Source organism: Mycobacterium sp. M26 (genome assembly GCF_001494595.1).
Taxonomy (GTDB): Bacteria; Actinomycetota; Actinomycetes; order Mycobacteriales; family Mycobacteriaceae; genus Mycobacterium.
Genome location: NZ_LN929908.1, coordinates 3001558 through 3021037 on the forward strand (window position 1 = coordinate 3001558; position 19480 = coordinate 3021037).

The 19480-nt window shown below is 68.0% G+C and carries 14 protein-coding genes; 7 read left to right on the forward strand and 7 right to left on the reverse strand.

Annotation, left to right across the window (positions count from 1 at the left end):
* Positions 1-174: 174 nt before the first annotated feature.
* Entirely contained in the window at positions 175-546 is a 372-nt protein-coding gene (locus BN3385_RS23705; protein WP_059020526.1) for a hypothetical protein, read from the reverse strand.
* Positions 547-562: 16 nt separating this feature from the next.
* On the opposite strand from BN3385_RS23705, the gene BN3385_RS23710 reads away from it, so the two are divergent.
* The 3 genes from BN3385_RS23710 (at position 563) to BN3385_RS23720 (ending at position 8991) form a co-directional block, all read left to right on the forward strand.
* Positions 563-4972, forward strand: a complete 4410-nt coding sequence (locus tag BN3385_RS23710) for a beta-propeller fold lactonase family protein (protein ID WP_059020528.1) — start codon at positions 563-565, stop codon at positions 4970-4972.
* Between the two features lie 56 nt (positions 4973-5028).
* Positions 5029-7230 carry a cadherin-like domain-containing protein gene (locus BN3385_RS23715; protein ID WP_059020530.1) on the forward strand — a complete coding sequence of 734 codons (2202 nt, stop codon included), beginning with the start codon at positions 5029-5031 and terminating at the stop codon, positions 7228-7230.
* Between the two features lie 81 nt (positions 7231-7311).
* Positions 7312-8991, forward strand: coding sequence for a CocE/NonD family hydrolase (locus tag BN3385_RS23720; RefSeq protein ID WP_059020532.1), 1680 nt, complete (start codon positions 7312-7314; stop codon positions 8989-8991).
* 15 nt (positions 8992-9006) lie between these two features.
* Here the strand turns inward: BN3385_RS23720 and BN3385_RS23725 are convergent, their stop codons facing one another.
* Positions 9007-9897, reverse strand: a complete 891-nt coding sequence (locus BN3385_RS23725; RefSeq protein ID WP_156432867.1) for a hypothetical protein — start codon at positions 9895-9897, stop codon at positions 9007-9009.
* Between the two features lie 101 nt (positions 9898-9998).
* On the reverse strand, positions 9999-10262 hold the full coding sequence (locus tag BN3385_RS23730) for a DUF2277 family protein (protein WP_059020536.1): 264 nt from the start codon (positions 10260-10262) through the stop codon (positions 9999-10001).
* 75 nt (positions 10263-10337) lie between these two features.
* Between BN3385_RS23730 and BN3385_RS23735 the strand changes: the two genes are divergently transcribed.
* The 4 genes from BN3385_RS23735 to BN3385_RS29240 all read left to right on the forward strand — a co-directional run bounded on the left by BN3385_RS23735 (position 10338) and on the right by BN3385_RS29240 (position 14026).
* The gene (locus BN3385_RS23735) at positions 10338-10934 is read left to right on the forward strand and encodes a TetR/AcrR family transcriptional regulator (protein ID WP_059020538.1); all 597 of its coding nucleotides are present in this window, start codon (positions 10338-10340) and stop codon (positions 10932-10934) included.
* A gap of 129 nt (positions 10935-11063) precedes the next feature.
* The gene (locus BN3385_RS23740) at positions 11064-12467 is read left to right on the forward strand and encodes a hypothetical protein (protein ID WP_059020540.1); all 1404 of its coding nucleotides are present in this window, start codon (positions 11064-11066) and stop codon (positions 12465-12467) included.
* A gap of 157 nt (positions 12468-12624) precedes the next feature.
* Positions 12625-13383: an enoyl-CoA hydratase gene (locus BN3385_RS23745; protein ID WP_059020543.1), complete on the forward strand. Its 759-nt coding sequence runs from the start codon at positions 12625-12627 to the stop codon at positions 13381-13383.
* 94 nt (positions 13384-13477) lie between these two features.
* Positions 13478-14026 carry a PGRS repeat-containing protein gene (locus BN3385_RS29240; RefSeq protein ID WP_059020545.1) on the forward strand — a complete coding sequence of 183 codons (549 nt, stop codon included), beginning with the start codon at positions 13478-13480 and terminating at the stop codon, positions 14024-14026.
* A gap of 12 nt (positions 14027-14038) precedes the next feature.
* Here the strand turns inward: BN3385_RS29240 and BN3385_RS23755 are convergent, their stop codons facing one another.
* The 4 genes from BN3385_RS23755 to infB all read right to left on the reverse strand — a co-directional run.
* The gene (locus BN3385_RS23755) at positions 14039-15370 is read right to left on the reverse strand and encodes an MATE family efflux transporter (protein ID WP_059020546.1); all 1332 of its coding nucleotides are present in this window, start codon (positions 15368-15370) and stop codon (positions 14039-14041) included.
* A gap of 101 nt (positions 15371-15471) precedes the next feature.
* Positions 15472-16470 (reverse strand): DHH family phosphoesterase, encoded by a 999-nt coding sequence (locus BN3385_RS23760; RefSeq protein ID WP_059020548.1) that lies wholly within the window; start codon positions 16468-16470, stop codon positions 15472-15474.
* Positions 16445-16942: a 30S ribosome-binding factor RbfA gene (rbfA, locus tag BN3385_RS23765; protein ID WP_059020549.1), complete on the reverse strand. Its 498-nt coding sequence runs from the start codon at positions 16940-16942 to the stop codon at positions 16445-16447. Before rbfA ends, BN3385_RS23760 begins: the two co-directional genes overlap by 26 nt.
* 34 nt (positions 16943-16976) lie before the next feature.
* The coding region (infB, locus tag BN3385_RS23770; RefSeq protein WP_082690617.1) for a translation initiation factor IF-2 at positions 16977-19480 on the reverse strand (2504 nt) is incomplete at its 5' end.

Sequence of the window (19480 nt, forward strand, 5' to 3'; positions counted from 1 at the left end):
GCGGAACAAATTGCTCCGTTGTTTAACGTAGGCCACCTACTGAGATTCACAATGCGGTCCAAATGCCATGGTTTTCGCGGTATTTCGAGATTTTTCATCCGGATTCTGAATCTTTCCTTGGAATTTCCTTGCGTTCGCCATCAGTGAATGGTCCTATTGGTTCCGCATTACGGATCACAGGATCCGCATCGAGAACTCGGAGGACGTCATGGCCATCCACTGCTCCGACCGCGACCTGGGATTCGCGACGACGTGGCATCGCGCCGACCGAACGCCGGCCACCACCGGGTGCGGCAGATACGTCGGGCGGGTAGGAGCGCTGGCCGTAGCGCTCGGCATCGGCGTGGCCGTGACGACCGCCGGCCCCGGAATCGCGGCAGCCGCACCGTCGGAAGCCGGTTCCTCGACAGCGTCCTCCTCCTCCGGAAAGTCGACCGGATCCTCCAAGCGGTCATCGAGCACCAAGAAGGCCGAGACGACCGCTTCGAAGTCGGACAGCGACACCGACACCTCGACACCCACCACCACGTCCGAGTCGGATGCCACGACGGGGCGTGTCCGTGTGAGCGGGGGTTCGGAAGGCGGTGCAGTCGAGCGGGACTCCGACACCGTGGAGAGCCAACGCGAGACGGTCTCGCGAGCTCCGGTAACAGCGACGACCGACACCGACCCGCAGCCCGAGTCCGTTGATGCCCCCGCCGCCGCAGCCCAGAGCGCCCCGGCCGCGGCGACGGCGCTCACGGTGACGACGGTGCAACCGGCCGCTGCACAGACCGCCGCAGCGACGACTGCCAGCACCCCGTTCCGGCCCATCCGAGCGCTCGTCGCCGGTGTTCTCACGGTGTTCGGCTACAACCCGCTAGCCGCTCCGGTACCGGGCGCACCGGAACCCAACCCGATCCTGGTCGGGATCTGGGGCCTCTACCGGCGCATCGAATCGTTCATCGCCAACGAAACCCCCACGGCCGGAACACCCACCGTCAGTTCGACCCTCAACTCCCAAGGTCAGATCACCGGCGCCCTCAACGCCACCGACTTCGACGGCGACCCCCTGGTCTACGAGGTCGTCCAGGGCCAGCATGGCACCGCTGTCGTGAATGCCGATGGCACCTTCACCTACACCCCCGTCCCCGGCTACACCGGAACCGACACCTTCCAGGTGACGATCGCCGACACCGGCTTCCACCTCCACCTGCACCTGTTCGACCTGTTCCACCCCACCTGGCACTCGACGACGGAGACCGTCACCGTAGTGGTACCCCAGGTCGCGCCCGTCATCACGGTCGTCTCAGGTCCGAGCACTCCGGCCGACGACGGCTCAGTACAGGGCACCTTCACCGTCATCGACCTCAATCGCGAACCCGTCACGGTGTCAGTCGCCACCGGCGGTGAACCTGATTACGGCACTGTCGGTTTCAGCTACAACGCCACCAGCGGCATCTACACCTGGACCTACCGCCCATACCAGAGTGAACAGATCGCGCTGGGGCTGACCGGCGGCACCCTGACCGACACCTTCGTGATCGCGGCCACCGACGGCCATACCGACCCGGTCACCACCGACCCCCAGACCGTGGTTGTGGCACCGGCGCACCTCGGCCTGGACGCACCGATCGAACTGGGCACCAGGACCGGCGCCAGCAGCGTGACCGTGAGCACCGACGGCACCCGCGCCTACGTCACCAACTCCGGCAACGCCACCGTCATGGTGGTGAACCTGGTCAGCGGTGCGGTGGAAGCGACCTACACCGTCGGTGACTACCCCATCGGCATCGCCGCCGGATCCAACGGACGGATCTATGTGGCCAACTCCGACGGCCACAGCATCTCGGTGATCGACACCGCCACCGGGCAGACCACTGCCACCGTCGCCGTGTCCAACGCACCCGGCCTGCCGGTGCTGTCCCCTGACGGCACGCGCCTCTATGTTCCGATCTACGAGGGCGCGATCGCGGTGATCGACACCGTCTCCAACACCCAGGTCGGCTCAATCAACTACGTCGCCGGCCGGCTCACGTTCGCCGGTGACGACAGTTCGACCCTCTACGCCATGGGGTTCGACGAGCTGGCGGTCATCGACACCACCACCGGCACGGTGCTCGACGCCATCGACACCGCGGACCGTTCTTTTGATCTGGCCGTCAGCCCGGACGGAACCCGGGTTTACATCGCCGCCTTCCTCAACGGGTCGGTCCAGGTGTTCGACACCTCCGACCCGACCGACCTCACCGAGGTCACCCTGATCGCGATTCCGCCGGCGCCGACGAACTTCGACAACGAACCGCTGTCGGTCACGCTGAGCCCGGATGGCAGCCTGGCCTACGTCGGAACGCTGGGCGGAAAGGTGTTCGTGGTCGACACCGCCACCAACACGCTGCTCACCGGGGCGACCCAGCAGCTACCCGGAAAACCGGACGGATTGGCCGTCAGCCCGGACGGACTACACCTGTACACCGTCAACGATCTGCACCAGACACTCGCCGTCATCACCCTCAAGCTGGGTGCGGATGCCAACGAATCACCCATCGTCACAGCGATTTCCGCGCCGAGCACACCCGACGCCGACGGCGTGGTGACCGGATCGTTCCGGGTCACCGACCCCGAAGGCGACCCCACCACGGTGACCATCGGCCAGCCGTCCGACGGCGCAGTCGTGGTCGACTATGACGCGATATCCGGGATCTATCGCTGGACCTACACCCCGACCGAAGCGGACCAACTCGTCTCCGGTCTGGGCACCACGGCGCTGGCCGACGCGTTCACCGTAACCGCCACCGATGGAACCAGTGCACCCGGATCGCTGACGATCAGCGGTATCACCATCGCCCCAACACATCTGACTGTGGATGCCTCGATCGGCGCAGTGCCCGGCAAGCCGAGCGCGGTGGCGATCTCCGCCGACGGCACTCAGGCCTACCTCGCCGACAGAACCCAAGACACCGTTGCGGTCGTCGACCTGGCCACCGGTCAGGTTGTCCATACCTACACCGTCGGTGACAAACCGGCCACGATCGCCGTGCACTCCGATGGCCGGATCTATGTCGGCTACAGCGGCGGCGTCAACGTCATCAACCCGACCACTGGGGCGGTCACAACGCTCACCATTGCCGGCGGGGTCAAGCAGATCGTCGTCAGCCCGGACGGAACCCGGGTATACGCGACCAAGACCGGATCCGTCATGCCCGGCATCGTCGTCATCAACACCGCAACCGACACCGTGGCAACGACATTCGGTTATCCGGCCAGCTATCTCGCCTTCGCGGGTAACGACAGCTCGACGATCTACGCCACCGATACCGCCGGACTGGCACTCGCAGTGCTGAAGGCGTCCGACGGGTCGCTGCTCGGAGTCACCTATGTGATCACCGATCCCGGGCCGCTGGCGGTCAACGAGGCCGGTACCCGGGCCTACGTCACCACACCTACCGCGATCAAGGTCTATGACGTCGCAGACCCGAGCCACATGAGCGTGGTTCAGACGATCGCGCTGTCCAGCTCTCCCAACGCGATTGCGCTGAGCCCCGACGGCACGCTGGCCTACCTGTCCAGCGCTACCAGCGGCCACATCACAGTCGTAGATCTCACGGACGGGAACGTCTTGGACACTGGCACCGAACTCGCCGGCAGCCACAGTGGTCTCGCGCTCAGCGCTGACGGCACGATCTATGCCGCGAACACCACCACCCATAAGCTCTCGGTGCTGACGCTGAACTCCGGGTCCAATGCCAACCAGGCGCCCGTCATCACCGACGTCCTGGACCCGACCGCGCCGACGGAGACCGGCGTGATCTACGGCTCCTATGTGGTCGCCGACCCGGACCGGGATCCGACAACAGTGACCAATGCCATCACCCCCGGCAAGGGTCCCTTTCTGGTCGACTACGACCCGGTGCTCGGCGTCTACAACTGGACGTACTCCCCCACCCAGGCCAGCCAGCTGATCTCGGGGCTCGCGGCGACACCGTCGATTGACGGCTTCTCCATCAACGCCACCGACCTGACGAATTCAGCTGTCGCAGTGGTGAACCTGACCGTGCCTCAGGCTCATCTCGAGGCCGGTACTCCCATCGCGACGGACGGCAATCCGGGCGGGTTCCTCGTCAGCGCTGACGGCACCCACGGCTACGTCACCGACGCAGGCGCCTCCGAGAGCGACCCGAACACCGTCAAGGTGGTGAACCTCGCAACCGGTGCGGTCGAGGCGGAGTACGCGGTAGGCAGCGGTCCTACCTCGGTGGTCGTTCGAGGCGACAGGATCTACGTCAGCAACGGGGGCTCGGACAGCATCTCGATCATCGACACCACCGCCGGCATCGTGACGACCATCAGCGTGGCGGGCCAACCGAACGCGCTCGCCCTCAGCAATAACGGTGAGCGGCTCTACGTCACGACCGACGACGGAGGCATCAAGGTGGTCGACGCGCTGGCCAAGACGCTGCTCACCGACGAGACCATCGATCTGCCATCGCGCGACATAGCGCTGAGTGCGGACGGCGCGCTGCTCTACTCGCTCAACCGGAACGGCACGATCTCGGCGATCGACACCGCCACCGGGGCCGTCACCCTGCAGAAGCCGATCAACACCGACGCCGTGGCCACCCGCAGACTCGCACTGAGCCCGGATGGCCAGCACCTCTTCATCACGCTGTTCTACCCGGGTCAGAGCAAGGTCGCCGTCTATGACGCCGGCACCCTCACGCTCACCACGACGTTGGGGCTGTCCGATCTGCCCAACGGTGTCGCGGTGAGCAATGACGGCAGCGTGGTGTACGTCGGCGGCGCCAACGGCGGGCTCGCGATCATCGACGCGGCCACCACCACTCTGATCGGCACAGCCCAGGGCGTGAGCTCCAACAGTGTCGCCGACGTGGTCATCAGTCCCGACGGGCAGCACGTCTATGTAGTGGACACCGCGAGCGATCGGGTGATCGATCTCGTCGTAACGCCCGGTCCCGCCAGCCTGTCCACCTAACCAGACCATCCAAACAACCCGACCACCAGCCACTCTCACGATAGGGGAACACCATCATGACCACCACCTCGCTGCCGACCGGTTCGCGTTATGCCCAGCATGTCGGGAGGGTCGGCGCGCTGGCTGTCGCCCTCGGCGTCGGCCTCGCGGTGAGCACCGCCACGCCGTACGTCGCCTCCGCGGCGCCGGCGAACTCTGACTCGTCATCGAGTTCATCGGCACCGTCGAAGAAGACCACCGGTTCATCAGCCAGGAGCCGGGGTAAACAATCGTCGGACTCCGATTCGGGCAATCAGAACAGCTCCCCTGCCGCCGCGGCGGCCAGCACCGGCAAGGTGAGTACCAGAGTCATTTCCGAGGTGGACGACCAAACTTCCAGCGACACAGCCGAATCCGATTCGACGCCGAGCGCCCACACAGACTCGACGCCACCGGCGTCGACGAACCCGGCTCAACAGACCAGCGAAGAGTCGGCGCTGGCCAGCACCGCACCAGCTGCCGCATCCGCCACCGCCGTCGTCACCACCGTTGCGCCCCTGGCCGCCAAGACCACCGCAGCGGCCACCACCAACACCCCGTTCCGGCCGATCCGGGCCCTGGTCGCCGGAGTGCTCAGCGTGTTCGGTTACAACCCGCTGGCCACCCCGTCGCCCGGCGACCCCGCACCGAATCCGATCCTGGAAGGCATCTGGGGCCTCTACCGGCGCATCGAATCGTTCATCGCCAACGAAACCCCCACCGCCGGAACACCTACCGTCAACGCGGTGAACGCCCAGGGCCAGATCACCGGCAGCCTCAACGCCACCGACTACGACGGCGACACTCTGGTCTACACCGTGATCCAGGGCGAGCACGGGTTGGCCACCGTCGACGCTGACGGCACGTTCACCTACACCCCGGTGATCGGCTACACCGGCGCCGACACCTTCCAGGTGCAGATCAGTGACACTGGCTTCCACCTGCACTTCCATCTGTTCGATTTGTTCAATCAGACCGGGCACTCGACCACCGAGACCGTGAATGTCGTTGTCCCCGATGCCAGCAACGCCGCACCGGTGATCACGGTGGTCTCCGGCCCCGGTACACCGGGCGCCGGCGGGGTGGTCTCCGGATCCTTCACCGTGACCGATGCCGATGGCGACACCGTCAGCGTGAGCACCACTGACCCGACCCGGGGCGGTGTCGTCGTCACCTACGACATCGGCAGCGGCCTCTACCACTGGACCTACACCCCCACCCAGGCCAGCCAGATCCTGGCCGGGCTGAGCGCATCGCCGATCACCGATGGCTTCACGATCTCGGCCTCCGACGGGACAGCTGCCGCCGTCACCACCGATGTCACCGGAATCACCGTTGCGGCAAAACAATTCACCAGCTCCACGCCGATCTCGATCCAAGACGGCACGCCGGTGTCCATCGTCCTGAACAGCGCAGGCACCCTGGCCTTCGTGACCATCCAGAGTTCCTCAAACAACAACGGCACCCTGGCGATCTATGACACGAAGACCGGAACCAAGCTCCGGGATTACACCGCCGGCAGCTCTCCGCTCGGCCTGGCCGTCAACGCCGATGGCACCAAGGCCTACGTCGCCAACCAGGATGACACCATCACCGCAATCGACATCATCACCGACACCGTCACCACCATCACCACCGGCGGACAGACCGAACGGCTGGTGCTGACCCCCGATGGCGGCAAGCTGTACGTGACCTCGGCGACCGGCGGCATCATCGTGGTCGACGTCGTCAACAACATGGTCGGCCCGACGATCAGCCTGAACGCGAAGACGCTCCTGATGAGCGCTGACGGCAGCACGCTGTACTCGGTGAACAAGAACGGGACGCTTTCGCTGGTCGACACCAGCCTGGAGATGGTCAGCCTGACCAAGCCGATGGGCTCATTGGGGTCGGCCCTGATCCAGTCGGGCGCGCTGAGCCCGGATGGCAAGTCGCTGTGGGTCGCGGGGGGAATCCCCGGAACCCTGTCCGTGTTCGACGCCCAGACCCTGGAGTTCATCAGCAAGATCTCGGTCTCGGGATTGCCCGGCGCCATCGCCGTGAGCCCGGACAACAGCGTCCTCTACATCGCCGGCCTGGCCGGTGGCGTCACCGTGGTCGATGCGACGACCAATACCGTCATCACCACGCTGGGATCGCTCACCGACGGAGCCCTGGTCGGGCTGACCACCAGTGCTGACGGCACCACGCTCTACTTCGCCGAGGCGGACAACGATCAGCTGACGGTGCTGACCGTCTGATCGACGCGCTGGCGTGGCCCGCATGCAGACCGTTGTCATGCGGGCCACGTCCGTGTCCCGGCTCTCCCTATCCTGGACAGCGTGACCAACACCGTCGCGCGCGCCAACTACCGGCCCGCCCGCACCCGCGTCCGCCAGTTCGCCGACCGGGCCGTGGGGCGGGCCCTCAAGCTGCCGCCGCCGAGCACCGACTATGTGGTGCACCGCGGCGTCGCGATCCCGATGCGCGACGGTGTCACACTGCGGGCCACCCACTATGCCCCGCTGACCACCGAGCCACTGGGCACCATCCTGGTTCGCGGGCCCTACGGCCGGTCGTTCCCGTTCTCGCTGATCTATGCACAGCTCTACGCGGCCCGCGGCTACCACGTACTGCTGCAAAGCGTGCGCGGCACATTCGGTTCCGGCGGCGAGTTCGTGCCCATGGTCCACGAGGCCCCCGATGCCGCCGACACCGTGGTCTGGCTGCGCGAACAGGCCTGGTTCACCGGGTCTTTCGCGACCATCGGCTTGTCCTACCTGGGCTATACGCAATGGGCCCTGCTGTCGGACCCGCCACCGGAGCTGGCCGCGGCGGTGATCACCGTCGGCCCGCACGACTTCCACGAATCCTCCTGGGGCACCGGCTCGTTCTCGCTCAACGACTTCCTGGGCTGGTCGGACATGGTGGCCCACCAGGAGCACCCGCTGCTGCGACGGCTGGCCTACCAGGCCATCGCCGGGCGCCGGCTCGAGCGCGGCGTACTCGGCCTGCCGCTGGGTGGGGCCGGCCGCGAGTTCCTGGGGTCGGGCTCACCCTGGTACGAGTCGTGGATCGAGCACCCCGAGGTGGACGACCCGTTCTGGGAGACCATGCGGATGACCGCTGCGCTCGACCGCTGCGAGGTGCCGGTGCTGCTGCTGACCGGCTGGCAGGACCTGTTCCTGGACCAGACCATCCACCAGTTCCAGCATCTGCACGGCCGGGGTGTCGATGTGGCGATGACGATCGGTCCGTGGACGCATTCGGACATGGTCACCAAGGCCGCCGGGCAGGCGGCCAACGAGACACTGGCCTGGCTGGGCTCCCATCTGGCCAAGAAGCCGACGCAGCAGCGGCCGAGCCGGGTCCGGATCTACGTCGCCCACCACGGCTGGGTCGACCTGCCGGACTGGCCGCCGGCCACCGGCGAGGGCGTCATGTACCTGCAACCGGCGGGCCGCCTGGCCGCCGCGCCACCCGCCGGTGACGCCGCCCCCTCGACGTTCCGCTACGACCCGGCCGATCCCACGCCGACCGTCGGTGGGCGGTTGCTGGCCCGTAAGAGCGGCTACCGCGACGACTCCGCCCTCGCCCAGCGCGCCGACGTGCTCAGCTTCACCAGCGGGCCGCTGGATTCCGATCTCTACGTGGCCGGTAATCCGGTGATCGAGCTGGTCCACGAATCCGATATCGCGCACTTCGACCTGTTCGTGCGGATCAGCGAGGTCGACGACCGTGGCCGCAGCCGCAATGTCAGCGACGGCTATCGCCGGTTCAGCGCCAACCCGGACGGACCGGTCCGCATCGAGCTCGACGCGACCGCGCACCGGTTCCGCGCCGGCACCCGCATCCGGGTGGTCGTGGCCGGCGGCTCACATCCCCGCTACGCCCGCAACCTCGGCACCGGCGAACCCGCCATCAGCGGTCACCGGATGGTGGCCTCGGTGCACACCGTGCACCACGGGACGGGCGGCGTCTCGAAGCTGATCCTGCCCGCCTCGGACGTACCGCCAAGCTAGCCGGAGACGCTGTCATCACGGCGGCGAGCAGCCGCGATCGGAATCCGAGAAGACAACCCGCCCCTTGGCGACATCGATGTAGGTCTGGACCAGCGGCAGCTGCAGTCCCCACCGGGCATTCACCGCGTCGGCGAACCGCTGGGCCTTGATCCGCGACGCTGCGCAGTCCCAGCTCTGGTCGCCGCGCGCCAGATACCCGATGGCGAGCACAGATTGGGGACTCCACTGCGCCTCGAGCTGATTCTCCAGGCAGTTCTTCGGGTCCGCGGTGCAGTCACGGGCATAGGCGGCAAGCATCTGTTCCTGCTCGCCGGCACCGAACTGGCATTGTTCGTCATCGGGCTGCACCGTGCACAGCGGACGCGGCTGACCCACGGTGAAGGCGCCGTTCTCATTGCAGCCGTTGCGGCCCGCGTCCTGCGCATAGGAGCAGTGCACATCCACCGCAGCCGGGTCCATCACCATGAAGACACCATCCGGCTTCCAGTTCGTGTCGGTGATGGTGCCGAGCACAGCGCAGTCCTTGGCCGCTTTCTTGGCGCATACGCCGAACAACCGCACCGGTAGGCCGTTGCGCAGCAGTGTCAGCGCGCCGGTCACCACCGGGCAGTTGTCGTGCGTGCCGTCGGCGACCGGGTCGCTACCCGCGCAGTCGAGGGGCTGGCTGAACTCGAACCTGTTCTCGGCCGGGACGAAGTCGGTGGCAGATCCACCGGAGGACGGGCCGCCGAGCGCCCCGAACGGGTCCTTGACCGCGCAGTAGGCGAGAGCAGCGGGATCCGCGAAGGGGTCCGGCGCGGTGTCGCTGACGCAGTTCTCGGGCCCACGCAGGATGACGCCGGGACCGTCGAGAAGCGAATTGAGCTGGGCGGCAACATCATTGGAGCTCGGCTCCGCGGTTGCCACCGGCATGGAGACGAACGCGAGAACCAGCAGACACGATAACCACAGACCCTTAAGCCTCATGAGCAGTGGACGCTAGCAGCCCGCCGCACTCTCGGCCGTCTTCAGTGCGTCATCCGGGCCCGGACCTCAGGCCGACGCAGCGGCGGCACGGACTTGGGCGGCTGGCGCCGCGGCGGTAGCTCGTTCAGTAGCCGGCTGGTGGCCGCGGCGACGTCGGTGACCGCGGCCTCGAAGGCTTCGGTCACCGCCTCGGTGGGCCGGCTGATCCCGCTGACCTTGCGTACATACTGGCGGGCGGCGGCGGTGATCTCCTCGGCGGTGGCCGCCGGTTCCAGGCCGCGCAGCTCGGTGATATTCCTGCACATCTGTCCAGCATGCCTCTGAGTTGATTGCTAGGCCGTACACATCTGGCTCACACATTCGCGTCTTACCGTGGCGCCATGGCTTCCAGGCTGGCTCTGGCCGACGCACCGTATACCGCGCAGCAACGCCGTGCCGAGCGCGCCCTGCGGCCGGTGCCGCCGGTGGGAACCCGCCGGGTCGGCCGCCCCCGTGGCTCCAACAGCGACGCGCGGCGCCAGATGATTGTCTCGGCGGGCATCCAGGTCTTTGCCGCCCGCGGCTACGACGCGGCCACCCTCAAGGAAGTCGCCGACCTCGTCGACGTCACCCGTCCCGCGGTGCATCACTATTTCGCCGGCAAGGCGCCGCTCTATCAGGCCGCCCTGGAGCGGGCCCGCGAGATCGTCCTGGCCAACTGGTCGGGTTCGACCACCGGCCTGCTGGATGGCCGGACCTGCGACGATGAGGTCCGCTTCGCCTGCGCGCTGCTGGGCACGTCGCTGGCACAGAGCCGCCGGCTGGCCGAAATCGCACCCCTGATCACCGAGATCGCCGACGAGGTCCGGCAGCTGTGCCGGTCGGCCACCGCTGGTGCCAGCCCGGACTCCAGCACCGAGATCCTGACCGCGACCATCATCGGCCAGTGGGTGCTCACCGCGGCGGCGCTGCCGCAGCTGGACCCCGCCGGGTCCTGAGCCCGGACCGCTGTCCTGGGAATACGCGGATCACACCTGCTCGATGGTGGCAACGTTCCACCTTTTTATCTGTCGCACGTGTAGATTTACCGCCGACTGTCTTTACTAAGAGGCTGGAGGCGCAGGTCCGTGAATCCGGCACGTTCGGGCGCCCGAAATCGACGCGGAATCCGCGTCGCCTCGGCCGTCGCCCTGATCGCCGGCGTCACCGCGGTGGCTCCCGGCTGTGGTTCGCCGGGCAGTCTCACCCAGGCCGCTAATGACCTGCAATCGGCGTTGCTGTCGATGCCCGGCGTCACCGACGCGTGGGTGTACCACGAGGAGAGCTACGCCGAGGGCGTCATCTTCAACATCGCGGTCGACGTTCCGGCCGCCACCCGCCAGCAACTTGTCGACATCGCCGACCGCATCGACACCAATCACATCGGCCTGATCTCGAACTACACCCAGAATGTCGAATTCTGGGTGACGCCGGACCGGCCGGTGACATTGCGCCGTCAGGCCCACTTCGACCCGACCCAGATCGCCGACGATGCCCAGCAGCTGCGCGCGCTCGCCGCGGGCACTGACGGCCGCATCGACTGGTTCCGCAGCGAGGACGGGTCGGCCAACCAGCTCTCCATCGACTCCGGTCGCGGCCCGGGTGCGACGCTTCTGGAGGCGGTGCGTCAGACCGCAGGCCAGGCCGGTGTGACCATGTCGGTGTCCCCGACGGTGCCGTCCCGGCAGAATCCACGGCTGGTGGTCAGCTACCCGTTCAACGCCGACCAGCAGACAGCGGTGACGCAACTGGTCAATCAGGTTCCTGTCGACGTTTTCGGCATGCGGATCGACGCCGGCGCGCTGCGCGCGATGGAGGTGATGACGCCCGATCCGGCGACCGCCGAGAAGGATCTGACCGCCGTCATCGATGCCAGCCGGGCGGTGGCCGCCAAGCCGATGTGGCTGGCCTGGTACTACCCCACGTTCACCGGTGCCCCGGCGTACGGCGGCGTCGTCGAACTGCACGACTGCTCGGTGAACCCCGCGACCGGTGTGCAGAACGTGGCCGCGCATGTTCAAGCCGACGCCGGAGTCGACACACTGCAGGCCCGCCTGCAGACCGCGATCGACACCTGCCCGGCACCGGCATCCTCCACCCCGGCTGAATCCTCAACGGGGACAAGAACTTCCAGTGACACTGTCCAGGTGGCCGTACCTGAGCTGCGCAACCAGATCGCCGAAGGCACCCGCGGGGCGGTGCCACCGAAATCGGCTCCGTGCATCGGCCAGCCGGGCTGCGTGACCGCCGGGCCGGGACGGGTGGCCGCCGGTGGCGGTGGTGCTCGACCCAGCTTCCCCGCACCGCGTCCGCTGCTGCCCGGATCGGGCCTGCCTGACCTGAACCTGCCGCTGCCGGCTGCGGGTCTGCCCTTCTTCCCGGTACCGCCGCCGTCGAACGTCACCGCGGATCCGTCGGCGAACTCCTCGAGCCGCAGCACTGCGCCGAAGCGGTCCAGCACCGCCGGTTCGGCCCGCGACTCCGACGACTGAGCTGGGCGTTCCTCAAAGCTGACGCTTAAGGAGCGTGGCTATCGTCGGCCATGTCCCCACGGGTCCCCTCCCATTGGATCGGGGACAGAAGGGCCTGGCCGTCCCCTCGAGCCAGGCCCTTCCTGATGCCGCACAGCGCTGCCGATACGGTGTCGCTATGACCAGCGACGACATTCTGCTCATCGACACCACCGACCGGATTCGCACGATCACCCTGAACCGGCCGGGTTCGCGTAACGCGCTGTCCTCGGCATTGCGCACCCAGCTGTTCGCGGCGTTGCGCGCCGCGGAAGCCGACGACGACGTCGACGTGGTGATCTTCACCGGAGCCGATCCGGTGTTCTGCGCCGGTCTGGATCTCAAGGAACTCGGCGATACCACCGAGCTGCCCGACATCTCGCCCAAGTGGCCGCCGATGACCAAGCCGGTGATCGGCGCGATCAACGGGGCCGCGGTGACCGGTGGGCTCGAATTGGCGCTCTACTGCGACATTTTGATCGCCTCGGATCAGGCCCGCTTCGCCGATACCCATGCCCGGGTGGGACTGCTGCCCACGTGGGGTCTGAGTGTGCGGCTGCCGCAGAAGGTCGGTGTGGGCCTGGCCCGCCGGATGAGCCTGACCGGGGACTATCTGTCCGCCGAGGAGGCGCTGCGCGCCGGGCTGGTCACCCAGGTGGTGCCACACGGCGATCTGCTGCCGACCGCGCGCGCCGTGGCCTCCTCGATCGTGGGCAACAACCAGAAGGCGGTGCGCGCGTTGCTGGCGTCGTATCACCGCATCGATGAGGACCAGACCAACTCCGGGCTGTGGATCGAGGCGATGTCGGCCAAGGCGTGGATGGCCTCGACGAGCGGTGACGACATCGCGGCCAGCCGCGCCTCGGTGATCGAACGGGGCCGGGCCCAAGTCAACTGACGCCCGGCGAATCCGGGATTCAGGTGCCCGGCGCGCGAGCGTGGCTTATGTTCTCCGACAGACAGTGACATGTCCTGCCCCGGAGGCTCGACCCATGGTCCGTACACCTGAACCCCCTACCTTCGCTGCCGCCGGCGTCCTGGGCGCCGCGATCCTCGGGGCCGCCGTTGCACTGTTCCCGTCCCCCGACACCGGGGCTCGCCATGTCGAGGGTTCGGCGATCACCTTGGTCTCCGTCGATGCGGCCCTGGCTCCTGCCGACCTGTGGTGGCTCGGCGACGGGTCGCACCGGGTCGGGCGCAGCGCTGCCCAGCCATCCGCGCTGGCCATCGACCCCCACGTGGAGTTGTTCGGAACTCTGATCATCGGCAACGGCGCCGATGGCACCGCGGCAAATCCCAACGGCGGCAACGGAGGTCTGCTGTGGGGCAACGGCGGCGCCGGGTACACGCCCGCCGGCGCCTCGGGGGCGCAAGGGGGCAACGGCGGCAATGCCGGTCTCTTCGGCACCGCCGGAGCGGGCGGCACGCGGTCCACCACCGGCGGGACCGCCACTGGTGGCACAGCCACCCAGGGTGGAGCCGGCAGTAACGGCTCGAATGGCAGCGCGGGCAGTCAAGGGGCGTCCGGCGCCAACGGCTGAATCACCCTGCGGCTAGCGCGTTCCCGTCACCAGCCATCGTCCCGAGAGCGCCCGCCAGCCCACGAACGCCAGGCGCAGCACCATGAAGGAGCTGAGCCCGGCCCAGATGCCGAGCAGACCCCAGCCGAACGCCAGCGACAGCCAGATCAACGGCAGGAAACCCACCAGCGCGCTGATCAGCGTCGCGCTGCGCATGAATGCCGCATCACCGGCACCCAGCAGCACCCCGTCGAGAGCGAAGACCAGGCCGGCGATCGGCAACTGCGCCACCATGAACCACCACGGCACCCCGATCGCGTCCAGCACCGACCGGTCGTCGGTGAACAACGCCGGCAGCACCGAGGACCCGGCGGCGAACACGGTGGCCAGAGCCGCCGCCGCGATCGTCGAGAAGACCGTCACCCGCCAGGCCACCGACTTGGCATGCTCGGTGCGGCCCGCGCCGAGGGCGGCACCCACCAGCGACTGCGCCGCGATGGCCAGTGAATCCAGCACCAGCGCAAGGAAATTCCACAGCTGCAGCACCACCTGGTGGGCGGCGACGGCGGCGGCACCGAACCGGGCGGCCACCGCGGCGGCCGAGACGAAGCACGCCTGGAACGCCAGCGTGCGCACCACCAGGTCGCGACCCATGACGACCTGCGCCCGCAGCACCGAGAAGTCCACCCGCAGCGGCACTTTCTCGGAGAGCAGCGCGCCGCAGAACAACACCGCGGCCAGCCACTGCCCCACCAGGTTGGCGACCGCCGAGCCGGCCAACTCCAGCCGCGGCAGACCGAGCCAGCCGTACACCAGCAGCGGGCACAGCACCGCTGAGGTGCCAAACCCGATGAGCACGTAGCGCAGCGGCCGCATGGTGTCCTGCACACCGCGCATCCACCCGTTACCGGCCGCCGACACCAGGATCGCCGGCACCCCGAAGATCGCGATCCGCACCCAGGGCAGCGCGGCGGCCGCGATGTCCCCGCCTGCCGACTTGCTGCCGGCCAGAGCCGACACCAGTGGCACCGCGGCCAACTCGACGCCGATCACGATCACCGCGCCCATCGCGAACGCCAGCCAGGTGGCCTGCACCCCCTCCCCGACGGCCGCCGACCGGTGACCGGCGCCGTAGAAGCGCGCCGCCCGGGCGGTGGTGCCGTAGGACAGGAAGGTCAGTTGGGAGCTGACCACCGACAGGATCAGCCCGCCGATCGCCAGCCCGGCCAGGGCCAGCGCACCGAGCCGTCCGACGACGGCGATATCGAACAACAGGTACAGCGGTTCGGCGGCCAGCACCCCGAGCGCGGGAAGGGCCAGTGCCGCGATGCGTCTACCGGAGGCGTCGTCGCCTGAGTCAGTCAAGCCAGACCACCGTCGTCATCGAGATCGAGTTTCACGTTTTGCACTCGAAGTGCGAGTAGATCGCGACCAAAGGTGAAATTCGATTGTGGGTGAGGGCCCGGTCAGCCGAGGGCGGCGGTCAACTCCGCCACCACATCGTCGATCGGACCGGCCGTCGAGTAGCCGGCCGCTAAGCGGTGGCCACCGCCACCGAAGCCGCTGGCTACCGTGGTGAGGTCAAAGCTCTTGGCGCGCATCGACACCGACCAGTGCTGCGGCTCGATCTCCTTGAACACCGCGGCCACCTCGGCCTCATGCGCGGTACGCACGATGTCGACGATGCTCTCGATCTCCTCCGACCGGCTGGTCATCCAATCCTGATGGCTGACCACCACGTACACCAGGCCGTCACCGGCCAGCGCGTCCGGCACCAACTGGGCGGTGGACAGCACCCGGGACAGCAGCGGCAGCCACCCGAACGGATGGGTGTCGAACAGCTCCCGGCTGATCGCCGCATTGTCGACACCCAGCTCGACGAGCCTGGCCGCCAGCCGCAGCGCCCGCGGGGTGGCCCACCGGAACGAACCGGTGTCGATGGTCAGCCCGGCGTACAGGCAGGACGCGACATCGCGGTCGATAGTCTTGCCCCACGCGTCGAGCAGCTCGGCCACCAGCATGGTGGTCGAATCCGCTTTCGGATCAATGAAATTCGCGCTGCCGAACAGGGTGTTCGACTTGTGGTGGTCGATCACCAGGACTTCGCGGTCGCCGTCGGCCAGTGAAGCCAGCCCACCGAGCCGGTTGAGGCTCGGCGCGTCGACGGTCACCACCAGGTCCGCATCGCGGCGCATTTCACCCGGCGCCACCATGAGGTGACCACCGGGAAGCATCTGCAGCGACTCCGGCAGTGTCGAGGGGGTCGCGAAGCTCACCTGCACCTGGGTGCCCGCACGTTCCAGGATCAGCGCCAGCGCCAGGCCGGCACCGACACTGTCGGCATCGGGATGAACATGACAGATCACGGCGACCGACCTGGCGGCGGTCAGTACCTCAACCGCGCCATGGGCATCCACCCGCCTACCGAGGCGAGTGATCTCAGTCGTCGAATCGATCGCGGTCACCGGTGTCCTGGTCGTCGTCGTCGCCGCTATTAGTTCCCTCTTCTCCTACCACACGGTAGGGCTGCGCGTCTCCCGCAGGAGTCGCACCAGCACGAATACGGGCCACATCGGCGTCGGCGGCGCGGGCCTTGGCCAGCAGCTCTTCCATCTTCTGCGCGGTGTCGGGCACCTTGTCCAGAACGAACGACAGGGTCGGAGTGAATCTCACCCCCGTGCCCGCACCGACCTTGGTGCGCAGCGTCCCCTTCGCCCGTTCCAGCGCTGCGGCGGCACCTGCGTAGTCCGGCTCGTCGTCGAGAGTCTTGCCCCGCACGGTGTAGTACACCGTCGCGTCGTGAAGGTCACCGGTGACCTTGGTATCGGTGACCGTCACGAACGCCAGCGGCGGGTCCTTGATCTCGTACTCGATCGCCGACGCGACGATGGTGGCGATGCGCTTGGAAAGCCGCTTCGCCCGTGCGGGGTCGGCCACTAGCTCAGCCCTTCGGTCTGACTCACTTCGTTCATCAGACGCGTTCCTTCTCGACCAGCTCGTAGGTCTCGATGATGTCGCCCTCCTTGATGTCGGAGTACGTCAGCGTCAGACCGCATTCGTAACCCTCGCGCACCTCGGTGGCGTCATCCTTCTCGCGCTTGAGCGACGAGACCGTGAGGTTCTCGGCGACCACGACGTTGTCACGCAGCAACCGCGCCTTGGCGTTGCGCCGCATGATGCCCGACTGGACGAGGCAGCCGGCGATGTTGCCGACCTTGGACGACCGGAAGATCGCCCGGATCTCGGCGCGGCCGAGCTCCTTCTCCTCGTAGATCGGCTTGAGCAGACCCTTGAGGGCCTTCTCGATCTCGTCGATGGCCTGGTAGATCACCGAGTAGTAGCGGACCTCCACGCCTTCGCGGTTGGCCAGCTCGGTGGCCTTGCCCTCGGCGCGGACGTTGAAGCCGATGATGATCGCATCCGAGGCCGACGCCAGGTTGACGTTGGTCTCGGTGATACCACCGACACCGCGGTCGATGACCCGCAGCTCCACCTCGTCGTCGACCTGGATGCCCAGCAGGGCCTCCTCGAGGGCCTCGACCGTACCGGCGTTGTCGCCCTTGAGGATCAGGTTGAGCTGACTGGTTTCCTTCAGCGCCGACTCCAGGTCCTCCAGGCTTATCCGCTTGCGCGCCCGGGCCGCCAGCGCGTTGCGCTTGCGCGCGCTGCGCCGGTCGGCGATCTGACGGGCGATGCGGTCCTCGTCGACAACCAGGAAGTTGTCACCGGCACCGGGCACCGACGTGAAGCCGATGACCTGGACCGGACGCGACGGGAAGGCCTCTTCGACATCCTCGCCGTGCTCGTCGACCATGCGGCGCACGCGGCCGTAGGCGTCGCCGGCCACCACCGAGTCGCCGACCCGCAGCGTGCCGCGCTGGATGAGCACCGTGGCCACCGGACCGCGACCGCGGTCCAGGTGCGCCTCGATCGCCACACCCTGGGCTTCCATATCGGGGTTGGCCCGCAGGTCCAGCGCCGCGTCGGCGGTCAGCAGCACCGCTTCTTCCAGCGCCTTGATGTTGGTGCCGTTCTTCGCCGAGATGTCGACGAACATGGTGTCGCCGCCGTAGTCCTCGGCCACCAGGTTGTACTCGGTCAGCTGGGCCCGGATCTTGGCCGGGTCGGCGCCTTCCTTGTCGATCTTGTTGACCGCCACCACGATCGGCACGTCCGCGGCCTGCGCGTGGTTGATGGCTTCCACCGTCTGCGGCATGACACCGTCATCGGCGGCGACCACCAGGATCGCTATATCGGTGGCCTTGGCGCCGCGGGCACGCATGGCGGTGAACGCCTCGTGACCCGGGGTGTCGATGAAGGTGATCAGACGCTCGACACCGTCGTGCTCGACGCTGACCTGGTAGGCACCGATGTGCTGGGTGATGCCACCGGCCTCGCCCTCGCGGACGCTGGCCTGGCGGATCGTGTCCAGCAGGCGGGTCTTGCCATGGTCGACGTGACCCATGACGGTGACCACCGGCGGACGGATCACGAGATCGTCCTCGCCGCCCTCGTCCTCGCCGTAAGTCAGGTCGAAGGACTCCAGCAGCTCGCGGTCCTCGTCCTCGGGCGAGACGACCTGAACGTTGAAGTTCATCTCGCTGCCCAGCAGCTCGAGGGTCTCGTCACCGACCGACTGGGTGGCGGTCACCATCTCACCGAGGTTGAACAGCGCCTGCACCAGGGCCGCCGGGTTGGCGTCGATCTTCTCGGCGAAGTCGCTCAGCGACGCACCGCGGGCCAGCCGGATGGTCTCGCCGTTGCCGTGCGGCAACCGCACGCCACCGACGACCGGGGCCTGCATGTTCTCGTACTCAGCGCGTTTCGCCCGCTTCGACTTGCGACCACGCCGGGGCGCGCCGCCGGGACGGCCGAACGCACCGGCCGCGCCACCGCGCTGACCGGGACGGCCACCGCCGCCGCCACCACCGCCGCCGGGGCGACCGCGGAAACCGCCTGCTGCGGCGCCGCCACCGGCACCGCCGCCACCACCGGGACCACCGGTGCGGTAGTTACCGCCGCCACCGCCACCGGGGCGCCCGCCGCCACCACCGGGACCACCGGTGCGGTAGTTACCGCCGCCACCGCCACCGGCCCGACCGCCGCCACCACCGGGACCGGGGCGAGGTCCGCCGCCGGGCCGCGGAGCTCCGGGACGACCGGGCGCACCCGGACGGGCGCCGGGCGGACGCGGAGGCATGTTGCCGGGCGTCGCGCCACCGGGACGCGGCGCACCCGGACGCGGGCCACCGGCGCCGGGGCCGGGACGCGGACCCTGCGGACGCGGGATCGGGCGCTCGACCGGCTGGGCGCTGGAGAACGGGTTATTGCCGACCCGCGGGGGCTTGGGCATGCCGGGCTTGGGTGCGGCCGGGCCGGGACGCGGGCCGGGCGTGGGGCCAGGCTGCGACGGCGCAGGTGCAGGAGCCGCAGCCGGGGCTGCCGATGCTGCGGGTGCGACCGGGGCGGCCGGGG

Coding starts and splice junctions, on each gene's coding strand:
- BN3385_RS23715 (WP_059020530.1), top strand. CDS start 5,029: ATGACCACCACCTCGCTGCCGACCGGTTCGCGTTATGCCCAGCATGTC.
- BN3385_RS23730 (WP_059020536.1), bottom strand. CDS start 10,262: ATGTGCAGGAATATCACCGAGCTGCGCGGCCTGGAACCGGCGGCCACC.
- BN3385_RS23735 (WP_059020538.1), top strand. CDS start 10,338: ATGGCTTCCAGGCTGGCTCTGGCCGACGCACCGTATACCGCGCAGCAA.
- BN3385_RS23745 (WP_059020543.1), top strand. CDS start 12,625: ATGACCAGCGACGACATTCTGCTCATCGACACCACCGACCGGATTCGC.
- BN3385_RS29240 (WP_059020545.1), top strand. CDS start 13,478: ATGGTCCGTACACCTGAACCCCCTACCTTCGCTGCCGCCGGCGTCCTG.